General features: G+C 73.9%; 15 protein-coding genes. 2 read left to right on the forward strand and 13 right to left on the reverse strand.

What is annotated here, in order from left to right:
* Positions 1-19 precede the first annotated feature (19 nt).
* On the forward strand, positions 20-1,141 hold the full coding sequence (locus F1C76_00905; protein QNG35354.1) for a glucose-6-phosphate dehydrogenase assembly protein OpcA: 1,122 nt from the start codon (positions 20-22) through the stop codon (positions 1,139-1,141).
* Positions 1,138-1,902, forward strand: a complete 765-nt coding sequence (gene pgl / locus F1C76_00910) for a 6-phosphogluconolactonase (protein ID QNG35355.1) — start codon at positions 1,138-1,140, stop codon at positions 1,900-1,902. Before F1C76_00905 ends, pgl begins: the two co-directional genes overlap by 4 nt.
* A gap of 44 nt (positions 1,903-1,946) precedes the next feature.
* Here pgl and F1C76_00915 read toward each other — a convergent pair whose 3' ends face one another.
* From F1C76_00915 to F1C76_00975, 13 genes are all read right to left on the reverse strand, one after another.
* Positions 1,947-2,288 (reverse strand): RNA polymerase-binding protein RbpA, encoded by a 342-nt coding sequence (locus tag F1C76_00915; protein ID QNG35356.1) that lies wholly within the window; start codon positions 2,286-2,288, stop codon positions 1,947-1,949.
* Positions 2,289-2,411: 123 nt separating this feature from the next.
* Positions 2,412-2,642 (reverse strand): preprotein translocase subunit SecG, encoded by a 231-nt coding sequence (gene secG / locus F1C76_00920; GenBank protein ID QNG38913.1) that lies wholly within the window; start codon positions 2,640-2,642, stop codon positions 2,412-2,414.
* Positions 2,643-2,758: 116 nt separating this feature from the next.
* Positions 2,759-4,474: an ABC transporter substrate-binding protein gene (locus F1C76_00925; protein QNG35357.1), complete on the reverse strand. Its 1,716-nt coding sequence runs from the start codon at positions 4,472-4,474 to the stop codon at positions 2,759-2,761.
* A 124-nt stretch (positions 4,475-4,598) separates the two neighbouring features.
* Positions 4,599-5,408, reverse strand: a complete 810-nt coding sequence (locus tag F1C76_00930; protein QNG35358.1) for a triose-phosphate isomerase — start codon at positions 5,406-5,408, stop codon at positions 4,599-4,601.
* Entirely contained in the window at positions 5,408-6,616 is a 1,209-nt protein-coding gene (locus F1C76_00935; protein QNG35359.1) for a phosphoglycerate kinase, read from the reverse strand. Before F1C76_00935 ends, F1C76_00930 begins: the two co-directional genes overlap by 1 nt.
* Positions 6,617-6,627: 11 nt before the next feature.
* Positions 6,628-7,629, reverse strand: a complete 1,002-nt coding sequence (gene gap / locus F1C76_00940; protein QNG35360.1) for a type I glyceraldehyde-3-phosphate dehydrogenase — start codon at positions 7,627-7,629, stop codon at positions 6,628-6,630.
* Between the two features lie 198 nt (positions 7,630-7,827).
* A complete protein-coding gene (gene whiA, locus F1C76_00945; protein ID QNG35361.1) occupies positions 7,828-8,808 on the reverse strand; it encodes a DNA-binding protein WhiA in 981 nt (326 codons plus the stop codon).
* Positions 8,809-8,926: 118 nt separating this feature from the next.
* The gene (yvcK, locus tag F1C76_00950) at positions 8,927-9,970 is read right to left on the reverse strand and encodes a uridine diphosphate-N-acetylglucosamine-binding protein YvcK (protein QNG35362.1); all 1,044 of its coding nucleotides are present in this window, start codon (positions 9,968-9,970) and stop codon (positions 8,927-8,929) included.
* Between the two features lie 7 nt (positions 9,971-9,977).
* Positions 9,978-10,904: an RNase adapter RapZ gene (rapZ, locus tag F1C76_00955; GenBank protein ID QNG35363.1), complete on the reverse strand. Its 927-nt coding sequence runs from the start codon at positions 10,902-10,904 to the stop codon at positions 9,978-9,980.
* Positions 10,901-12,895, reverse strand: a complete 1,995-nt coding sequence (gene uvrC, locus F1C76_00960; GenBank protein QNG35364.1) for an excinuclease ABC subunit UvrC — start codon at positions 12,893-12,895, stop codon at positions 10,901-10,903. Before uvrC ends, rapZ begins: the two co-directional genes overlap by 4 nt.
* Before the next feature lie 51 nt (positions 12,896-12,946).
* Entirely contained in the window at positions 12,947-13,882 is a 936-nt protein-coding gene (locus F1C76_00965; protein ID QNG35365.1) for an alpha/beta hydrolase, read from the reverse strand.
* Between the two features lie 54 nt (positions 13,883-13,936).
* Positions 13,937-16,879 (reverse strand): excinuclease ABC subunit UvrA, encoded by a 2,943-nt coding sequence (gene uvrA, locus F1C76_00970; protein ID QNG38914.1) that lies wholly within the window; start codon positions 16,877-16,879, stop codon positions 13,937-13,939.
* Positions 16,880-16,953: 74 nt separating this feature from the next.
* A complete protein-coding gene (locus tag F1C76_00975; GenBank protein ID QNG35366.1) occupies positions 16,954-18,432 on the reverse strand; it encodes an amidase in 1,479 nt (492 codons plus the stop codon).
* Positions 18,433-18,462: the final 30 nt, after the last annotated feature.

The raw sequence follows: 18,462 nt of genomic DNA on the forward strand, positions 1-18,462 counted from the left end.
TCTCCCGGGAGAACCCCTCATGAGCACCCTGTGGGACACCAACGGCTCGGCCATCGTCAAGGAGCTCGCCGCCCAGCGACGCACCGGCGGGGCCGTGATGAGCGGGGTCGCCCTGACCCTCGTGGTCGTCGCCGACGAGGACCGCGTGCAGGAGGCCGAGGCCGCGGCCGCGGCGGCCGCGGAGGTCCACCCCTGCCGGCTGCTGATCGTCGTCCGACGACAGGTCGAGGCGCCCTCCCCCCGGTTGGACGCCGAGGTGCTCATCGGTGGGCGCCTCGGGCCCGGGGAGGCCGTGGTCATGCGGATGTACGGCCGCCTGGGGCTGCACGCCGAGTCCGTCGTGCTGCCGCTGCTGGCCGCGGACGCCCCGGTCGTCACCTGGTGGTTCGCCGCCCCGCCCGGCCGCATCGAGACCGACGCACTGGGCGTCATCGCCAACCGCCGCATCACCGACAGCTGGATGGCCGAGGACGGCATGGCCGCCCTGCAGCTGCGGGCCGAGGACTTCGCCCCCGGCGACACCGACCTGTCCTGGACCCGCAGCACGCCCTGGCGGGCCACGCTGGCCTCCACCCTGGACGCCGTCGTCGGCCGTCGCGGTGGGCCGGTGGCGGTGCTCGGCGGCCACGTGGTCGGCGACCCGGGCAACCCGACCGCCCAGCTCGTCGCCGGGTGGATCAGCGCCCGCTGCGGCTGCCCCGTCACCGTGGAGGCCGGCCAGCGCACCACCGGCTCCAAGGGCATCGACACCGTCGTGCTGACCCTGGACCAGGACGAGGAGGTCCGCCTCACCGACGACCGCAAGGGCGGCGCGGTGATCAGCCAGCCCTACCGACCCGACTCCACGGTGGCGCTCCCCAAGCGCTCCCTCGGCGAGCTGATCGGCGAGGAGATGAAGCGGCTGGACTCCGACGAGCCCTACCGCGAGGCGCTGGAGGCCGCCACCGGCGTGACCGGGCTGGCCGCCCGGCAGCCCGTGCGCGAGCACCGGTGGTTCGACCCGATGCGGCCGCTGCCGGCCTCGGCACCGACCGCCCCGGACGTGCCCGCCGACTCCGTCGAGGACGACGAGGTCGCCGCGACCGGCACCGACGGGGACGACGACGGTGGGGACGACTCCCCGCAGGAGGAGACGCCGTGACCGACGCCCGACCCACCCCCGACGTGGTCGTCGAGCCCGACGCCGACCGGCTCGCCCGGTCGGTCGCCTCGGCGCTGGTCGCCCGGCTGGCCGCCGCCCAGGCGGTGCACGGCACCGCCTCGGTGGTGCTCACCGGCGGCGGCATCGGGACGGCCGTGCTGGTCGAGGCCGCCCGGCTGGCCGCCGAGCCCGAGGCCGCCGTCGTCGACTGGACGCAGGTCGACGTCTGGTGGGGTGACGAGCGGTGGGTGCCCGGCGACGACCCCGAGCGGAACGAGAAGGGCGCCCGCGACGCGCTGCTGGACGCCGTGGGCGTGCCGGTCGACCGGGTGCACGCCATCCCGGCCTCCGACGCCGGGCACGCCGAGCCCGAGGACGCCGCCGCGGCCTACGCGGCCGAACTGGCCGCAGCCGGCGACGGCGGGGTGCCGCGGATCGACGTGCTGATGCTCGGGGTCGGCCCCGAGGGGCACGTGGCCTCGATCTTCCCGGACTCCCCCGCGATCAGCGACGACCGGACGGTGTTCGCCGTCCGGGACTGCCCGAAGCCGCCGCCGACCCGGGTCAGCCTCGGGTTCGCCACCATCAACGCCGCCGAGGAGGTCTGGCTGTTGGTGTCGGGCGAGGGCAAGGCCGAGGCGGTGGCCCGTGGGCTGTCGGGTACGGAGTCTCCGGTGGACCTGCCGGCGGCCGGGGTGCACGGCACCCGGGCGACCCGCTGGCTGCTGGACGCCGCCGCCGCCTCGCAGCTGCAGCGCTGACGCGACACCGGCCGGCACCCCCGAGGGGTGCCGGCCGGTGTCGCTCACGCGCCTCGGCGGGCCCGCAGGCGGGTCAGCGCCTCCTCGAGGAGGGCGTCCCCGTCGGCGTCGGTGCGGCGTTCCCGCACGTACGCCAGGTGGGTCTTGTACGGCTCGTTGCGCGGCGCGGGCGGCGGGTTCGCCTCGTCCTGACCGGCCGGCAGACCACAGCGCGGGCAGTCCCACGTCTCCGGCACCTCGACGTCGCTGGCGAAGGCGACGTTCGTGGCGTGCTTGTTGGCGCACCAGAACCCCACCCGGGTCCGCGGTGCGGCCTCGCCGCGTTCCCGCTCACCCATCGGACCTGCACCGACCCGGCTGCCCCGGATCGCGTTGCCACCTGCCACGAGCGCCCCCTGCCATCGAAAGACCGGACGCCGGGAGTCTAAGCGTTCTCAGCCCGTTCCCAGGTCACGATGTCGCGACATCCGTGCAGGTCAGACGCGTGGCGCACGACCGGATGGGGTGCTTCAGACCTTGAGGAGGATGCCGATCGCGACGATGCAGACCGTCCACACGGCGCCGGTGAAGACGGTCAGCCGGTTCAGGTTCTTCTCCACGACCGAGGACCCCGACAGCGACGACGACGCGGCGCCACCGAACATCGAGGACAGGCCGCCGCCCTTGCCGCGGTGCAGCAGGATGAGCACGATCAACAGCAGGCTGGTCAGCACCAGCAGCGAGTTGAGGACGATCTCGATCACGGTTGTCTCCTGTCCCGCGCACGGGGGCTCGGCTCGTCCCCTGGTCGGACGGGGCGTCGGGCCACCCGGCGGGCGGGGGCCACTCGACGCACCAGCCTAGACGACGACCCCGGTCAGTCCGTGCCGACTCCGGCCGTGGCGACGTCGTACCCGCCGTAGCCCTGCATGACCACCCCGTTGCGGAGCCGCTGACCGGCCAGCAGCTGCACCCGGTTCTCCGCCAGCGGCACGTAGGCATGGGTGTCCGCGGCGGCCTGGGCGACCTGGGCCCAGGCCGCGGTCTGCGCGGCCGGGTCGGGGGCGGCGCGGGCCGCGTCGACCAGGCCGTTGACCCCGGGGTCGGCCAGCGACGCGTAGTCGGTGTTGCCCGGTGTCCGGATGCTGCGCCCGTCGACGAGCGGCACCAGGAAGGACGCCGGCGTCGGGAAGTCCGCGGTGTAGGTGGCCAGCACCACCCCGTACCCGTTCGCGGCCACCGTCGCCGGGTCCCCGATCTCGGTGGCGTAGAAGCTGGCGGCGTCCAGCGGGCGGACCTCGGCGGCGATGCCGACCTGGGCCAGCTGGGCGGAGACCTCGGTGGCCACGTCCACCGCCATCGGCACGTCGGCGACCGCGAGCACGGTGCTGAACCCGTCGGGCCTCCCGCAGGCGGCCAGCGAGGCGCGCGCAGCGTCCAGGTCGGGAGCGGGGTCGGTGTCCTCGGGTCCCCCGGTCAGCGCGCGCGGCCAGAGCACCGACGTCCGGACGGCGTTGCCCGCCCCGTCGAGCTGGTCCTGGACGGCGCTGCGGTCCACCACGGCCGACACCGCGGCCCGGCAGTTCGCGTCGTCCATCGGCGCCACCGTGGTGGGCAGCGCCAGCATGCGCACCGCACCGGTGGTCACGTCGTCGATCCGGTCCAGCAGGTCCTCGTCGCCGTCCACCCGGTTCGTGGTCGCCACCTGCACCCCGGTGCCGGACAGGTCGAGGTCGGCCGACCCGGCGAGCAGGGCCTGGTCCCGGTCCAGCCCCGACATCCCGGTGCGCACGACGACCTGGTCGGGCAGAGCCGTGCGGACGTCGTCGGTGGCCGGGTCCCAGGCCTCGTTGCGGTCCAGCACGATCCCGGTCTCGTCGTCGACCGAGGTGATCGCGTAGGGCCCGGAGGAGACCGGGTCCAGACCGTAGTCGCCACGGGTGTCGCTCTCGGCGGGCACCGGGCTGGAGGACGGCAGCGCCAGCACGTACGGGAAGTCCGGCGTCGGGGTGGTCAGCGTGAAGGTGATGGTCCGGTCGTCGGGGGTGCTGACGGAGGCCAGCCCACCGCCCTCCTGCGACTCCGCGTCGTAGGGCCCGGCGTAGGGCAGCGCCGGGTCGTCGAGCAGGTCCAGCACGTAGCGGGGGCCACCGACGATGACCTCCGAGGCGAAGGACCGCTCGATGCCGTACCGGACGTCCTGGCTGGTGATCGGCCGGCCGCCCTCGAAGGCCACCCCCTCGCGGAGGGTGAAGGTCCAGGTGCGGCCGCCGTCGGGCGTGGTGCCCAGGTCGGTGGCCAGGTCGGGCACCAGCTGGTCGGTGCGGCCGGGCTCGCTGGAGTAGGTGACCAGCGTGCGCACGTAGAGCCGCATGAGGTTCCAGACCCCGGTCAGGTAGGACCGCTGGGGGTCCAGGCTGTCGATCTGGGAGGTCACCACGCGCAGCGTGCCGCCGGCCTCGGCCGAGGGCGCCCGCACCTCGCTGAGCCCGGCGTCGACGGTCCCGCCCTGCGTGGGCACCGCGGCGTCGGAGGCGTCCCCGCCGCTGCACCCGGCGAGCAGGGCCACCAGGAGCAGCAGGGTGACGGGCATCAGACGCCGACGGGGCGCCGCACGCCGGGTGGTCCGGGTGCGGCGCCCCGTCGGGGTGCTCGTGGTGCTGGGTGTCACGGGAACAGCGGTCCTCCGGGTGGCTGGCCGGCCTCCCGGTGAGGGGTCAGCGGCTCTCGGCGGCGTGGCGGCAGATCGAGGAGAACTCGTCGGCGTCCAGGCTCGCGCCGCCGACCAGTGCCCCGTCCACGTCCGGTCCGGCGAGGATGCCGACGGTGTTGCCCGCCTTCACCGAACCGCCGTAGAGGATACGGACCACGTCGGCGGTCTCCGGCCCGAAACGCTCGGCGAGCCGGGCCCGGATGGCCCCGCACACCTCCTGCGCGTCGTCGGGGGTGGCGACCTCGCCGGTGCCGATCGCCCACACCGGCTCGTAGGCGATCACGATGCCGGCCACCGTGGCGGCGTCGAGGCCCTCGAGGGCCGCGTCGACCTGGGCGGTGGTGTACGGGACGTGCTCGCCGGCCTTGCGGACGTCGAGCCCCTCCCCCGCGCACAGGATCGGGACCAGGCCGTGCCGCAGCGCCGCCTGGACCTTGCTCGCCACGACCTCGTCGGTCTCGGCGTGCATCGCCCGGCGCTCGGAGTGCCCGACCACCACGTAGGTGCAGCCCAGCGCGGCCAGCTGGGAGCCGCTGACCTCACCGGTGTAGGCGCCGGAGTCCTGCGCCGACACGTCCTGCGCGCCGAAGCCGATCTCGATCTTGTCGCCCTGGACCAGGGTCTGGACGCTGCGGATCGCGGTGAACGGCGGGACGACGACGACCTCGGCCGCCTCCAGCTCGGGCTCCTTGAGGGTGAAGGCGATCTTCTGCACCAGGCCGATGGCCTCCAGGTGCGTCAGGTGCATCTTCCAGTTGCCCGCGATGAGCGGACGACGCCCCTCGTAGACCCGGCCGGCCTTGTTCCGGGCCATCAGGCGGCCCCGCCCGCGAGCACGGCCAGACCCGGCAGCTCACGGCCCTCGAGGAACTCCAGGGACGCACCGCCCCCGGTGGAGATGTGGCCGTAGGCGTCCTCGTCCAGCCCGAGCTGCCGCACGGCGGCGGCGGAGTCGCCACCGCCGACGACCGACAGCCCGTCGACGGCGGCCACCGCGGTGGCCACCCCCCGGGTGCCGGCGGTGAACGGGGCGAGCTCGAACACGCCCATCGGGCCGTTCCAGAACACCGTGTGCGCCTCGGCGAGGTGCCCGGCGAACAGCTCGACGGTGCGCGGGCCCACGTCGAGGCCCTTGAGCCCCTCCGGGATGCCCTCGACCAGGGCGACCTTGACCTGCGCGTCGGCGACCAGCGCCTCGGCGCAGACCACGTCGACCGGCAGGACGATCTTGTCCCCGGCGGTCTCGAGCAGGCGGCGGCAGGTGTCCACCTGGTCCTGCTCGAGCAGCGAGTCGCCCACCCCGTGACCCTGGGCGGCGAGGAACGTGAAGCACATGCCGCCGCCGATCAGCAGCCGGTCGACCTTGGGCAGCATCGACTCGATGACGCCCAGCTTGTCGCTGACCTTGGACCCGCCGAGCACGACCACGTAGGGCCGCTGCGGGTCCTCGGTCAGCCGGGTGAGCACCTCCAGCTCGCGGGCGACCAGTCGGCCGGCCGCGTGCGGGAGCCTCGTGGCCAGGTCGTACACCGAGGCGTGCTTGCGGTGCACCGCCCCGAAGGCGTCGTCGACGTAGACGTCGGCCAGCGCGGCGAACCGGTCGGCGAGCGCACCGCGGGCGTCGTCGTCCTTGCTGGTCTCGGCCGCCTCGAAGCGGACGTTCTCCAGCAGCACCACGTCACCGTCACCGAGTGCGGCGACCGCGGCCTGCGCGCCCTCACCGGCGGTGTCCGGGGCCAGCGGCACCGTCACCCCCAGCAGCTCGGACAACCGGGCCGCGACCGGGGCCAGGGAGTACCGCGGGTCCGGGGCACCCTTCGGCCGACCCAGGTGCGCCGCGACGACGACGCGGGCGCCGGCCTCCCGGAGCGCCTGCAGCGTGGGCAGGCTGGCCTGGATCCGGCCGTCGTCGGTGATGATCGCGTCGCCCGTGCTGTCGTCGAGGGGAACGTTCAGGTCGGCGCGCAGGAACACGCGCTTCCCCTGGACGCCCTCGGCGATGAGCTCGTCGACGGTCCGCATGGGAGCCGCCATCAGAGCTTGGAGCCGACCAGCGCGGTCAGATCCACGAGGCGGTTGGAGTAGCCCCACTCGTTGTCGTACCAGCCGACGACCTTGACCTGGTTGCCGAACACCTTGGTCAGGCCCGAGTCGTAGATGCAGGACGCCGGGTCGGTGACGATGTCCGAGGACACGATCGGGGCGTCGGTGTAGACCAAGTACGGGGCCAGCGGACCGTCGGCCGCGGCCTTGTAGGCGGCGTTGACCTCCTCGACGGTGACCTCGCGGGACAGCGTGACGGTGAGGTCGGTGGCCGAGCCGGTCGGGACCGGGACGCGCAGGGCGTAGCCGTCGAGCTTGCCCTTGAGCTCGGGGAGGACCAGGCCGATGGCCTTGGCCGCACCGGTCGAGGTGGGGACGATGTTCAGCGCGGCGGCGCGGGCCCGACGGAGGTCCTTGTGCGGGCCGTCCTGCAGGTTCTGGTCGGCGGTATAGGCGTGGATCGTGGTCATCAGGCCACGCTCGATGCCGAAGGAGTCGTTGAGCACCTTGGCCAGCGGGGCCAGGCAGTTCGTGGTGCAGGAGGCGTTGCTGATGATCGTCTGCGAGCCGTCGTACAGCTCGTGGTTGGCGCCCATGACGATGGTGATGTCGTCGTCGGTGGCGGGCGCGGAGATGATGACCTTCTTGGCGCCGGCCTCGACGTGCTTGCGGGCGTCGGCGGCCTTGGTGAAGAAGCCGGTGGACTCGATGACCACGTCCACGCCCAGGTCGCCCCAGGGCAGGTTGGCCGGGTCGCGCTCGGCCAGCGCGGTGATCGTCTTGTCGCCGACGACGATGCCGTCGGCGGTCGCGTGGACCTCCTCGGGCAGCTTGCCGAGGACCGAGTCGTACTTGAGCAGGTGGGCGAGCACGTCGTTGCTGGTCAGGTCGTTGACCGCCACGATCTCGACGTCCTGGCCGCTGGCGGCGACCGCCCGGTAGAAGTTGCGGCCGATGCGGCCGAAGCCGTTGATGCCGACGCGAACCGTCACTGTGACCTCCGAGGTTGCTGTGGAGCCACTGCCTGGCTCCACGTGGGGCTCTGGCGGGAGGCCGCAGTGGTGGTCGCGACCTCGCTCGCGGTGAGCCTATCGGCCCCCACCGACAGCGCACCCGGCACCGTCCCGGCCCAGGTCAGCGCCCCGGTGGACGTCCGAGACGTCTCGTGGTCGGCGCACTCGTGGCGAGGCTCAGGGCCCGATCATGTCGTCGGTGACCACGGACTCGGTGTCCGGGATGCCGAGGTCCTTGGCCCGCTTGTCCGCCATCGCCAGCAGGCGGCGGATCCGGCCGGCGACGGCGTCCTTGGTCATCGGCGGGTCGGCGCGCTGGCCGAGCTCCTCCAGGGAGGCCTGGCCGTGCTCCAACCGCAGCCGGCCGGCGACCAGCAGGTGCTCGGGGGCGTCGTCGGCCAGGATCTCCAGGGCGCGCTCCACCCGCGCACTGGCCGCGACCGCGGCCCGGGCCGAGCGGCGCAGGTTGGCGTCGTCGAAGTTGGCCAGCCGGTTGGCGGTGGCCCGGACCTCGCGGCGCATCCGGCGGTCCTCCCAGGCGAGCACGGCCTCGTGGGCGCCCATCCGGGTGAGCAGGGCGCTGATCGCGTCGCCGTCGCGGACGACGACCCGGTCGGCACCGCGCACCTCGCGGGCCTTGGCGGCGATGCCCAGCCGGCGGGCCGCACCGACCAGGGCCATCGCGGCCTCCGGACCGGGGCAGGTGATCTCCAGCGAGGAGGACCGGCCCGGCTCGGTGAGCGAACCGTGCGCGAGGAAGGCCCCACGCCAGGCGGCCTCGGCGTCGTTGAGACCGCCGGAGACGACCGCCGGGGGCAGGCCGCGGACCGGCCGGCCCCGCTGGTCGACCAGCCCGGTCTGCCGGGCCAGGCCCTCGCCGTGCTTGGCGATGCGGACCAGGTAGCGGACCCCGCGCCGGATGTTGCCCCCGGCCAGGACGCTGACGCCGCTGGTGTAGCCGTAGACCTCGCTGATGTCGCGGCGCAGGCGGCGGGCCACCGAGCCGGTGTCCAGCTCGGCCTCGATGACCACCCGTCCGCCCACGATGTGCAGGCCGCCGGAGAACCGCAGCAGCGCGGTGACCTCGGCCTTGCGCTCGGAGGTCTTCGTGCACTCCACCCGGGAGAGCTCGTCCTTGACCATCGCCGTCATCGCCATGTGCGACCCCTCTCCCCCTCGACCCCTGACACCCGGTGCTGGTGGCGCACCCGGTGCGAGGTGCCGCACCGTCCCGTCCGATCCTGCCGCACCCCGTGCCCTGACGGACCGACCGGTCTCACCGGGCGGCCGCCCCGGAGGCGAGCACCGAGGTGAACGCCTCCGTCAGGCGCGCCGGGTCGTGCCGGGGCGCGCCGTCCGACGCAGCGACGGAGGTGAGGACCAGATCGGCCCCGCACTCCCGCGCCGCAGACAGCAGACCACGCCGGTCAACAACCGCTTCGGCATCGGCGATGACCGTGTGCAACGGCACGCCGCGCAGATGGGCCTGCAACACCCGCAGGTGCTCCTCCGGGGAGAACCCGTCCGTCTCCCCCACCTGGGCCTCCAGGTTGAGCACGACGACCACCCGGGCCGGTGTGGCGGCCAGCGCGGCCCGCAGCCGCGGCACCAGCAGGTGCGGCAGCACGGAGGTGTACCAGGAGCCGGGGCCGAGACACACGACGTCCGCCCGGGCGATGGCGGCGAGCACGTCGGCGTGCACCGGGGGGTCGGCCGGGCTGACCCGGATGTCACGGACCCGGCCCGGCGTGGTGGCGATGGCCACCTGCCCGCGGATCCGCCGGGTGCGCGCCGGGTCGTCGGGGTCGACGCTCTCCACGGTCGCCACGAGGTCCAGCGGGACGTCGGCCATCGGCAGCACCCGGCCGTGGGCACCGAGCAGCCCGCAGAGGGTGTCCAGGGCCCGCACGGTGTCCCCGCCGTGGATCTCGACCAGTCCGGTGAGCACCAGGTTGCCCACGGGGTGCCCGGCGAGCACGCCCGTGCCGCCGAGTCGGTGCTGCAGCAGCTCGGTCATCTCCCGGGTGCGCTCGCCGTCGCCGGCGAGCGCGGCCAGCGCCATTCGCAGGTCGCCGGGGGGCAGCACCGGCATCTCCCGCCGGATCCGGCCGGAGGAGCCGCCGTCGTCGGCGACGGTGACCACGGCGGTCAGCTCGCCGGCCAGTGGCCGCCAGGCCTCCAGCGTCACCGCCAGCCCGTGTCCGCCCCCCAGCGCCACCACCGACGGTGCGGTGGCCCCCTCGGGTGCTGCGTGGCCGGCCGGACCGTGCCCCGGCGCGGGCTCGGCCGCCCGACCCGGGGCCTCGTGCCGCCCGCTCACCGGCGGCTCACTCGCGGCCCAGGTCGCGGTGCCGGGCACTGGCGGTGACGCCCTCGGCGGACAGCCGTCGGGCGAACTCCTCGGCGATGGCCACCGAGCGGTGCTTGCCGCCGGTGCAGCCCACGGCGAGGGTCAGGTACCGCTTGCCCTCGCGCCGGTAGCCTGGCACCAGCAGCCGCAGCACCTGCAGGTAGCGCTCCAGGAACTCCCCCGCGTCTGCGGAGCCCAGCACGTGGTCGCGGACGGCGGCGTCCCGGCCGGTCTGCTCGCGCAGCTCGGGGATCCAGTGCGGGTTGGGCAGGAACCGGGCGTCGACGACGAGGTCGGCGTCCAGCGGCAGGCCGTACTTGAAGCCGAAGCTGAGCACGGTCGCGGTGAGCTCGGGGGTGGTGCCCTCGCGGACGAACGCCGACTCCAGCGTGGTGCGCAGCTGGTGCACGTTCAGGTCGGAGGTGTCGACCCACAGGTCGGCGTCCCCGGCGATGCCGGTGAGCAGGGCGCGCTCGGCGGCGATGCCGTCGGACAGCCGCCCGGACCCCTGCAGCGGGTGCTCCCGCCGGTTGGACTCGTAGCGGCGGACCAGCACCTCGTCGCGGGCGTGCACGTAGACCACCCGCGGCCGGTGCCCGGCGTCGGTGAGGCTGCGGATCGCCTCGGCGAGGTCGGAGGAGAACGCCCGGCTGCGGACGTCGACGACGGCGGCGAACCGGCGCAGGTCGCCCCGGGCGCCGAGCTCCACCATGGGGGCCAGCAGGGCCGGCGGGAGGTTGTCCACGACGTAGAAGCCCAGGTCCTCCAGGACCCGGCCGGCGCTGTTCTTGCCCGACCCGGAGAGCCCGGTGACCACGACGACCTCGAGCGGCCCCTGGTCGGGGGCCTCGTCGGCGGCGCTGCCGGTCGGGTCGGCAGGGGTGTCGAGCGGGGTGTCGGTCACGAGGCGGCTCCGGCGGGCTCGGCGGTCGTCGGGGACCCATCATCGCCGGGCAGGGGCTCGGCGTCGGCGGTCGGGTCCGCGGTCGGGTCGGTGATGGCCGCCAGCACCGCCTCCGCCGTCCGCTTGCCGATGCCCGGCACCCGGGTGAGCTCCTCGACCGACGCCGCGCGCAGCCGCTTCAGCGAGCCGAACTCCTTCATCAGCGCCTTGCGCCGGGTGTCCCCCAGGCCGGGGACGTCGTCCAGCATCGAGACGAGCATCCCGGCCGAGCGCTTCTGCCGGTGGTAGGTGATCGCGAAGCGGTGCGCCTCGTCGCGGACCCGCTGCAGCAGGTACAGCGCCTCGGAGGTGCGCGGCAGGATGACCGGGTCCGGGTCGTCGGGCAGCCACACCTCCTCCATCCGCTTGGCCAGCCCGCAGACGGCGACGTCGGTGATGCCCAGCTCGGACATGGAGCGGGCGGCCGCCGCGACCTGGGGCTGCCCGCCGTCGACGACGAGCAGGTTGGGCGGGTAGGCGAACCGGCGGGGCCGGCCCTCCTCGGCGGCCACGCCCTGCTCGTCGGCGCGGTCGGCCTCGTCCTTGAGGTGCCGGGCGAACCGGCGGCGCACCACCTCGGCCATGGCCGCGGTGTCGTCGGTGCCCTGGGCGACCTGGAAGCGCCGGTAGTCGGACTTCTTGGCCAGACCGTCCTCGAAGACCACCATGCTGGCCACCACGTTGGTGCCCTGCACGTGGCTGACGTCCATGCACTCGATGCGCAACGGGGCGTCGGGCAGGTCCAGGGCCTCCTGCAGCTCGGACAACGCCATGGACCGGGCGGTGAGGTCGCCGGCGCGCTTGACCCGGTGCCGGGCGAAGGCCTCCTTGGCGTTGCGCTCGACGGTCTCCATCAGCGCGCGCTTGTCCCCGCGCTGGGGCACCCGCAGCGACACCCGGGAGCCGCGCAGCTCGCTGAGCAGCTCGGCGTAGACGTCGGCCTCCTCGGGGAGCTCGGGCACCAGCACCTCGCGCGGCACCTGCTCGCCGGCCTCGCCGAGCCCGGTCTGGTCGTCCACCCCGCCGTAGACCTGCAGCAGGAACTGCTCGACCAGCTCCCCGGTGGACACCTCCTCGACCTTGTCGACGATCCAGCCGCGCTGGCCGCGCACCCGGCCGCCGCGCACGTGGAAGACCTGCACCGCGGCCTCGAGCTCGTCCTGGGCGAAGGCCACCACGTCGGCGTCGGTGCCGTCGGCGAGCACCACGGCCTGCTTCTCCAGCGCCCGGCGCAATGCGCCGAGGTCGTCGCGCAGCCGGGCGGCGCGCTCGTACTCCATGTCCTGGGCCGCCTGCGCCATCTGCTTCTCCAGGCGGCGGGTGATCTGCTCGGTCCGCCCGCCCATGAAGTCGCAGAAGTCGTCGACGATGTCGCGGTGCTCCTCGGCGGACACCTTGCCCACGCACGGGGCCGCGCACTTGCCGATGTAGCCCAGCAGGCAGGGCCGGCCGATCTGGCCGTGCCGCTTGAAGACGCCGGTGGAGCAGGTGCGCGCCGGGAACACCCGCGTCAGGGTGTCCAGCGTCTCGCGGATGGCCCAGGCGTGCGCGTAGGGCCCGAAGTACCGGACGCCCTTGCGCTTGGGGCCGCGCATGACCTGCAGCCGCGGGAACTCCTCGTTCAGCGTGACCGCGAGCGAGGGGTAGCTCTTGTCGTCCCGGTAGCGGACGTTGAACCGCGGGTCGAACTCCTTGATCCAGTTGTACTCGAGCTGGAGGGCCTCGACCTCGGTGCCCACCACGGTCCACTCGACGCTGGCCGCGGTGGTGACCATCTGGCGGGTGCGCGGGTGCAGGCCGCGGACGTCGGCGAAGTAGCTGTTCAGCCGCTGGCGGAGGCTCTTGGCCTTGCCGACGTAGACCACGCGACCGCTCGGGTCGCGGAACTTGTAGACCCCTGGGGACTCCGGGATGCTGCCGACCGCGGGGCGGTAGGAGGAGGGGTCGGGCATGCCTCCACAGTAGGTCGCGGGTCCGACAGTCCTAGGACCACCGCCGGGCCCTCACCCCGTGGTGCGGGCGTCCAGCCAGGTCAGCAGGTCGGCGGTCACGTCGTCCCGGTTCGTCTCGTTGAACACCTCGTGCCGGGCGTCGGGGTAGACGTGCTGCTCGACCGGGAGACCGCGGTCGGTGAGCATCCCGGCCAGAGCCGTGACCTGGGCGGCGTCCACCCCGCCGACCGGGTCGCGGGAGCCCGAGAGCAGCAGCACCGGCAGGTCTGCGGGCAGCTGCGCGACGGCGTCCGGGGTGGCCGCGGAGACGGCGGCGCCGAAGACACCGGCGGCGTAGGCGTAGGTCAGGGGCATCTCGTCCCCGGCCAGCGGGTCGGCGATGTAGGCGTCCACCTCGGCCTCGTCGCGGGACAGCCAGTCGAAAGGGGTGCGGGCCGGCTCGAAGGGCTGGTTGAAGGCCCCCAGGGCGTCCAGGGCGTGGTCGCCGATGCCTGCGGCCACGGCGCCCTCCAGGGCGGTCACCTGCTCGGCGAGCTGGGGTGCGGCCCCGATCGGGCCGGACAGCGCGAGCCCGGCCAGGCCCTCGCCGTCCCGCTCGGCCGACGCGAGCGCGACGATCGAGCCCATCGAGTGGCCCAGCAGCAGCCGGGGGACGTCGGGCTGCTCGTCGCGGGCCAGGAGGTGCAGGGCGACGACGTCGTCCAGCACCGCGGCGAACGACGGTGCCCCGAACCGGCCCACCCCGGTGGCCTCGGCGGTGTGCCCGTGGCCACGCAGGTCCATCGCGTAGACGGCGTAGCCCCGCTCGGCCAGCGCCCGACCGAGCCGGTCGTAGCGCCCGGAGTGCTCCGAGGCCCCGTGCACGACCTGCAGCACCGCCAGGACGTCACCGGCCGGCAGCCAGCGGCGGTAGCGCACCCGGGTGCCGTCGGCGGACGGCAGGTCGTGCAGCTCGCTGGGGACCGGGCCGTCGGCCGTCGTCGTCATGGTGGAGGGATACCGGCGCGGGGACGGGGGGTCAAGCCGTCCCCGCGCGGCGGGTCAGACCGTCCGGCCGGCGGGCACCGGGTCGGTGACGACGTCGGCGGCCGGCGCGGACGCGGCCACCTTCTTGCGCGGCTTCTTCTTCGCCGCGGCCTCCATCCGGGCCGGGTCGAGGATCTCGGCCAGGAACTTGCCGGTGTGGCTCTCCGGGATGCCGGCGATGAGCTCGGGCGTGCCCTCGCCGACGACCGTGCCGCCGCGGAACCCGCCCTCGGGGCCCATGTCGATCAGCCAGTCGGCGCTCTTGATCACGTCCAGGTTGTGCTCGATCACGATGACCGAGTTGCCCTTGTCGACCAGCCCCTGGATGACCAGCAGCAGCTTGCGGATGTCCTCGAAGTGCAGCCCGGTGGTGGGCTCGTCGAGGACGTAGATCGTCCGGCCGTTGGACCGCTTCTGCAGCTCGCTGGCCAGCTTCACCCGTTGCGCCTCACCACCGGACAGCGTGGTCGCCGGCTGGCCGAGCCGGACGTAGCCCAGGCCGACCTCGGTCAGCGTGGTCAGGTACCGGGCGATGCTGTTGATCGGGGCGAAGAACTCCGCGGCCTCCTCGATCGGCATGTCGAGGACCTCGGCCACCGTCTTGTTCTTGTACCGGACCTCGAGGGTCTCCCGGTTGAACCGGGCGCCCTTGCAGACCTCGCAGGGCACGTAGACGTCGGGCAGGAAGTTCATCTCGATCTTCAGCGTCCCGTCGCCGGAGCACGCCTCGCAGCGCCCGCCCTTGACGTTGAAGCTGAACCGGCCCGGCTGGTACCCGCGGACCTTCGCCTCCTCGGTGGACGCGAAGAGCTTGCGGATCGCGTCCCAGACACCGGTGTAGGTGGCCGGGTTGGACCGCGGCGTGCGGCCGATGGGCGACTGGTCGACGCCGACGACCTTGTCCAACTGGTCCAGGCCGGTGATGGTGCGGTGCCGGCCGGGCACCATCCGGGCACGGTTGAGCTGGTTGGCCAGCACCGTGTAGAGGATGTCGTTGACCAGGCTGGACTTGCCCGAGCCGGAGACGCCGGTGACCGCGACCAGCATGCCGAGCGGGAAGGTCACGTCGACCCCGCGCAGGTTGTGCTCACGGGCGCCCTTGACCACCAGCTCCCGCCCCGGGGTGCGGGGGCGGCGCTCGGCGGGGATGACGATCTCCTTGCGCCCGGACAGGTACTGACCGGTCAACGAGCGCTCGCTGGCCAGCAGGTCCTCGTAGGTGCCCGAGACCACGACCTCGCCACCGTGCTCACCGGCACCCGGGCCGATGTCGACGATCCAGTCGGCCTGCTTGATGGTGTCCTCGTCGTGCTCCACGACGATGAGCGTGTTGCCCATGTCGCGCAGCCGGACCAGGGTCTCGATGAGCCGGACGTTGTCCCGCTGGTGCAGCCCGATGGAGGGCTCGTCGAGGACGTAGAGCACCCCGACCAGCCCGGACCCGATCTGGGTGGCCAGCCGGATCCGCTGCGCCTCGCCACCGGCCAGCGTCGCCGCGGGGCGGTCCAGGGACAGGTAGTCCAGGCCGACGGAGACCAGGAAGGACAGCCGAGCCTGGATCTCCTTGAGGACCCGGTCCGCGATGGCCCGCTCGCGCTCGCCCAGGGTGAGCGCGTCCAGCCACTCCGACGCGTCGCCGATCGAGAGCCCGGTGACCTCGGCGATCGAGCGACCGTCGAGCTTGACGGCCAGGATCTCGGGCTTGAGCCGGGTGCCGTGGCAGACCGGGCAGGGCACGTCGCGCATGTAGCCCTCGTACTTGTCCCGCATGAACTCCGAGTCGGTGTCCTCGTGCCGACGCTCCAGGAACGGCAGCACGCCCTCGAAGGCGGCGTAGTAGCTGCGCTCGCGGCCGTAGCGGTTCTTGTAGCGGACGTGCACCTGGTCGGGCGAGCCGTGTAGCACGGCCTTCTGGATCTTGGCCGGCAGCTGCTCCCAGGGCGTCTTCATCGAGAAGCCGATCTGGTTGCCCAGCCCGGTCAGCAGCCGGGTGAAGTACTCGTTGCTCATCGAGCCGGCCCAGGGCGCGATGGCGCCCTCGCCCAGGCTCTTCTCCGGGTCGGGGACGACCAGCTCGGGGTCGACCTCCTTGCGGGTGCCGATGCCGGTGCACTCGGCGCAGGCGCCGAACGGGGAGTTGAAGGAGAACGACCGCGGCTCGAGGGCCTCGAAGCTCAGCCCGTCGTCGATGCAGGCCAGGTGCTCGGAGAAGGTGCGCTCCCGCTCGGGGTCGCCCTCCTCGAGGTCGACGAAGTCGAGCACCACGAGCCCGCCGGCCAGGCCCAGCGCGGTCTCGACCGAGTCGGTGAGCCGCCGCTTGGCGCTCTCCTTGACCGTCAGGCGGTCGACGATCACCTCGATCGTGTGCTTCTCCTGCTTCTTGAGCTTGGGCGGCTCGGTGAGCGAGTGGATGACGCCGTCGACCCGGACCCGGGAGAAGCCCTGGGTCTGCAGGGAGGAGAACAGGTCGACGTACTCGCCCTTGCGGGCCCGCACGACCGGCGCGAGGACCTGGAAGCGGGTGCCCTCGGTCATCTCCAGCACCTGGTCGACGATCTGCTGCGGGGTCTGCCGGGCGATCGGCTTGCCGCAGTTGGGGCAGTGCGGCTGGCCGGCGCGCGCGTAGAGCAGTCGGAGGTAGTCGTAGACCTCGGTGATCGTGCCGACGGTCGACCGCGGGTTGCGGTTGGTCGACTTCTGGTCGATCGACACAGCCGGGGACAGGCCCTCGATGAAGTCGACGTCGGGCTTGTCCATCTGGCCGAGGAACTGCCGGGCGTAGGCCGAGAGCGACTCGACGTAGCGGCGCTGGCCCTCGGCGAAGATGGTGTCGAAGGCCAGGCTGGACTTGCCCGACCCGGAGAGCCCGGTGAACACGATCATCGCGTCCCGCGGGAGGTCGAGGTGCACGTCCTTCAGGTTGTGCTCACGGGCGCCGCGAACGACGAGCCGATCCATCATGGGAGTCCCTGTCGATGAGTGCTGCACGGGTGCGGGAGGCGGCCGGGGCACGAGCCGGGGCTCGCGCGGCCTCAGCCGGTGGTGCTCGGGGTGGTGCCGGCGACGACCGGGTCGGCGCCGTGGGCAGTGGGGTCGAAGACGGGGGCGTACCTGCGCCAAGGGCGCTGGCGTTCGAGCTCCGCAGCCAGCCAGAGTAGTCGGGTCTCGGCCCCTGGGGGCCCGACGAACTGGACCGCGGTGGGCAGTCCGCCGGCCCGGTGGCCGACGGGGAGGACCAACGCCGGGAGGCCCGCGGTGTTCCACGCCGAGGTCCACGGGGCCCACCGGGCGTTGGCCGTCACGTTGGCGAGGAACCCCCGCTCGTGCCAGGGGCGGGCGGCCAGCGGGGGCCCGGTGGTGACCGGGGTGAGCAGCAGGTCGACGCCCGGGTCGGCGGTGGCCGCGGACCCGGCGAACCAGCCGGTCATCCGGGTGCGGAAACCCTCCGCGGTGCCCGGTCGGACCAGCCGGGCCCTGCGGACCAGCCGCCCCAGCCGGGCGTGCGTGCGGCTGCGCGGCTCCATCGCGTGCCGGTCGAGGCCCAGCGCCTCGGCGTCGGCGTCGGCACCGGCGAGCCAGCGGGCGACCGTGCCCAACGCCACACCCAGCGGCACCGGAGGGTCCTTCCGGACCACGGTGTGCCCGAGCTCGCGCAGCCCGGCGACGGTGGCCTCCACCGCGGCGCGTCCCTCGGCGTCCAGCCGCACCCCCGGGAGCGGCGACCGGGTGGACACCGCGATGGTCAGCGGGGTCGAGTCGCCGTCGCGTGGCTCGGCGGGCACCCCGTCGGCCAGCACGGCGTGCGCGACCGCGAGGTCGGCGACCGTGGTGGCCAGCGCACCGTTCTCCGCCATCCCGGACCAGTCGTCGGCGCCCAGGCCGGCGGGCACCACCCCGCGACCCGGCTTGAGCGAGACCAGCCCGCAGGCGGCGGCCGGCAACCGGAGCGACCCCATGCCGTCGTTGCCGTGCGCCAGCGGCACCCCGCCGGAGGCGACCGCCGCGGCGCTGCCGCCGGAGGAACCGGCCGGGGAGCGCGCGGTGTCCCAGGGGTTGCGGCTGACCGTGCCCGGGCCGTCGGTGGCGGCGTAGAGGCAGAGCTCGGGCACCCGGGAGATGCCGACGACCACGGCGCCGGCCGCCCGCAGCCGGGCGACGACCGGGTGGTCGACGGTCTGCGGGAGCGGGCGGTGGGCCCGGGACCCGTCGGTGAGGGTCTCCCCCGCCACCGCCACGTTGTCCTTGACCGCGACCGGGACGCCGGCCAGCGGCAGCCGAGCACGGTCGGGGTGGGCGTCCACGGCGGCCGCCTCGGCCAGCGCGGCCTCGGTGCGGACCACCCGGAAGGCACCCACCCGGGCCTCCACGGCGCCGATGTGGGCCAGGTGGGCGCGGACGACCTCGACGGCGCTCAGCTCGCCCCGCCGGACCCGCGCCGCGAGCTCCGTGGCGGGCAGGCCGACCAGCTGCGCCGAGCCGCCGACCGGGTCCGTGGCTAGGTTGGCGTCCATGCGGGCGAACCTATCCGGGGGGTCCGACAC

This window comes from Geodermatophilaceae bacterium NBWT11 (genome assembly GCA_014218215.1).
Taxonomy (GTDB): domain Bacteria; phylum Actinomycetota; class Actinomycetes; order Mycobacteriales; family Geodermatophilaceae; genus Klenkia.

What these genes read in the sequence shown, in the direction of transcription:
- whiA (QNG35361.1), bottom strand. Translation starts at nt 8,808, where the DNA reads ATGGCGATGACGGCGATGGTCAAGGACGAGCTCTCCCGGGTGGAGTGC.
- F1C76_00975 (QNG35366.1), bottom strand. Translation starts at nt 18,432, where the DNA reads ATGGACGCCAACCTAGCCACGGACCCGGTCGGCGGCTCGGCGCAGCTG.
- F1C76_00930 (QNG35358.1), bottom strand. Translation starts at nt 5,408, where the DNA reads ATGGCCCGGAACAAGGCCGGCCGGGTCTACGAGGGGCGTCGTCCGCTC.
- F1C76_00965 (QNG35365.1), bottom strand. Translation starts at nt 13,882, where the DNA reads ATGACGACGACGGCCGACGGCCCGGTCCCCAGCGAGCTGCACGACCTG.
- F1C76_00925 (QNG35357.1), bottom strand. Translation starts at nt 4,474, where the DNA reads ATGCCCGTCACCCTGCTGCTCCTGGTGGCCCTGCTCGCCGGGTGCAGC.
- uvrA (QNG38914.1), bottom strand. Translation starts at nt 16,879, where the DNA reads ATGGATCGGCTCGTCGTTCGCGGCGCCCGTGAGCACAACCTGAAGGAC.
- uvrC (QNG35364.1), bottom strand. Translation starts at nt 12,895, where the DNA reads ATGCCCGACCCCTCCTCCTACCGCCCCGCGGTCGGCAGCATCCCGGAG.
- F1C76_00935 (QNG35359.1), bottom strand. Translation starts at nt 6,616, where the DNA reads ATGCGGACCGTCGACGAGCTCATCGCCGAGGGCGTCCAGGGGAAGCGC.
- F1C76_00905 (QNG35354.1), top strand. Translation starts at nt 20, where the DNA reads ATGAGCACCCTGTGGGACACCAACGGCTCGGCCATCGTCAAGGAGCTC.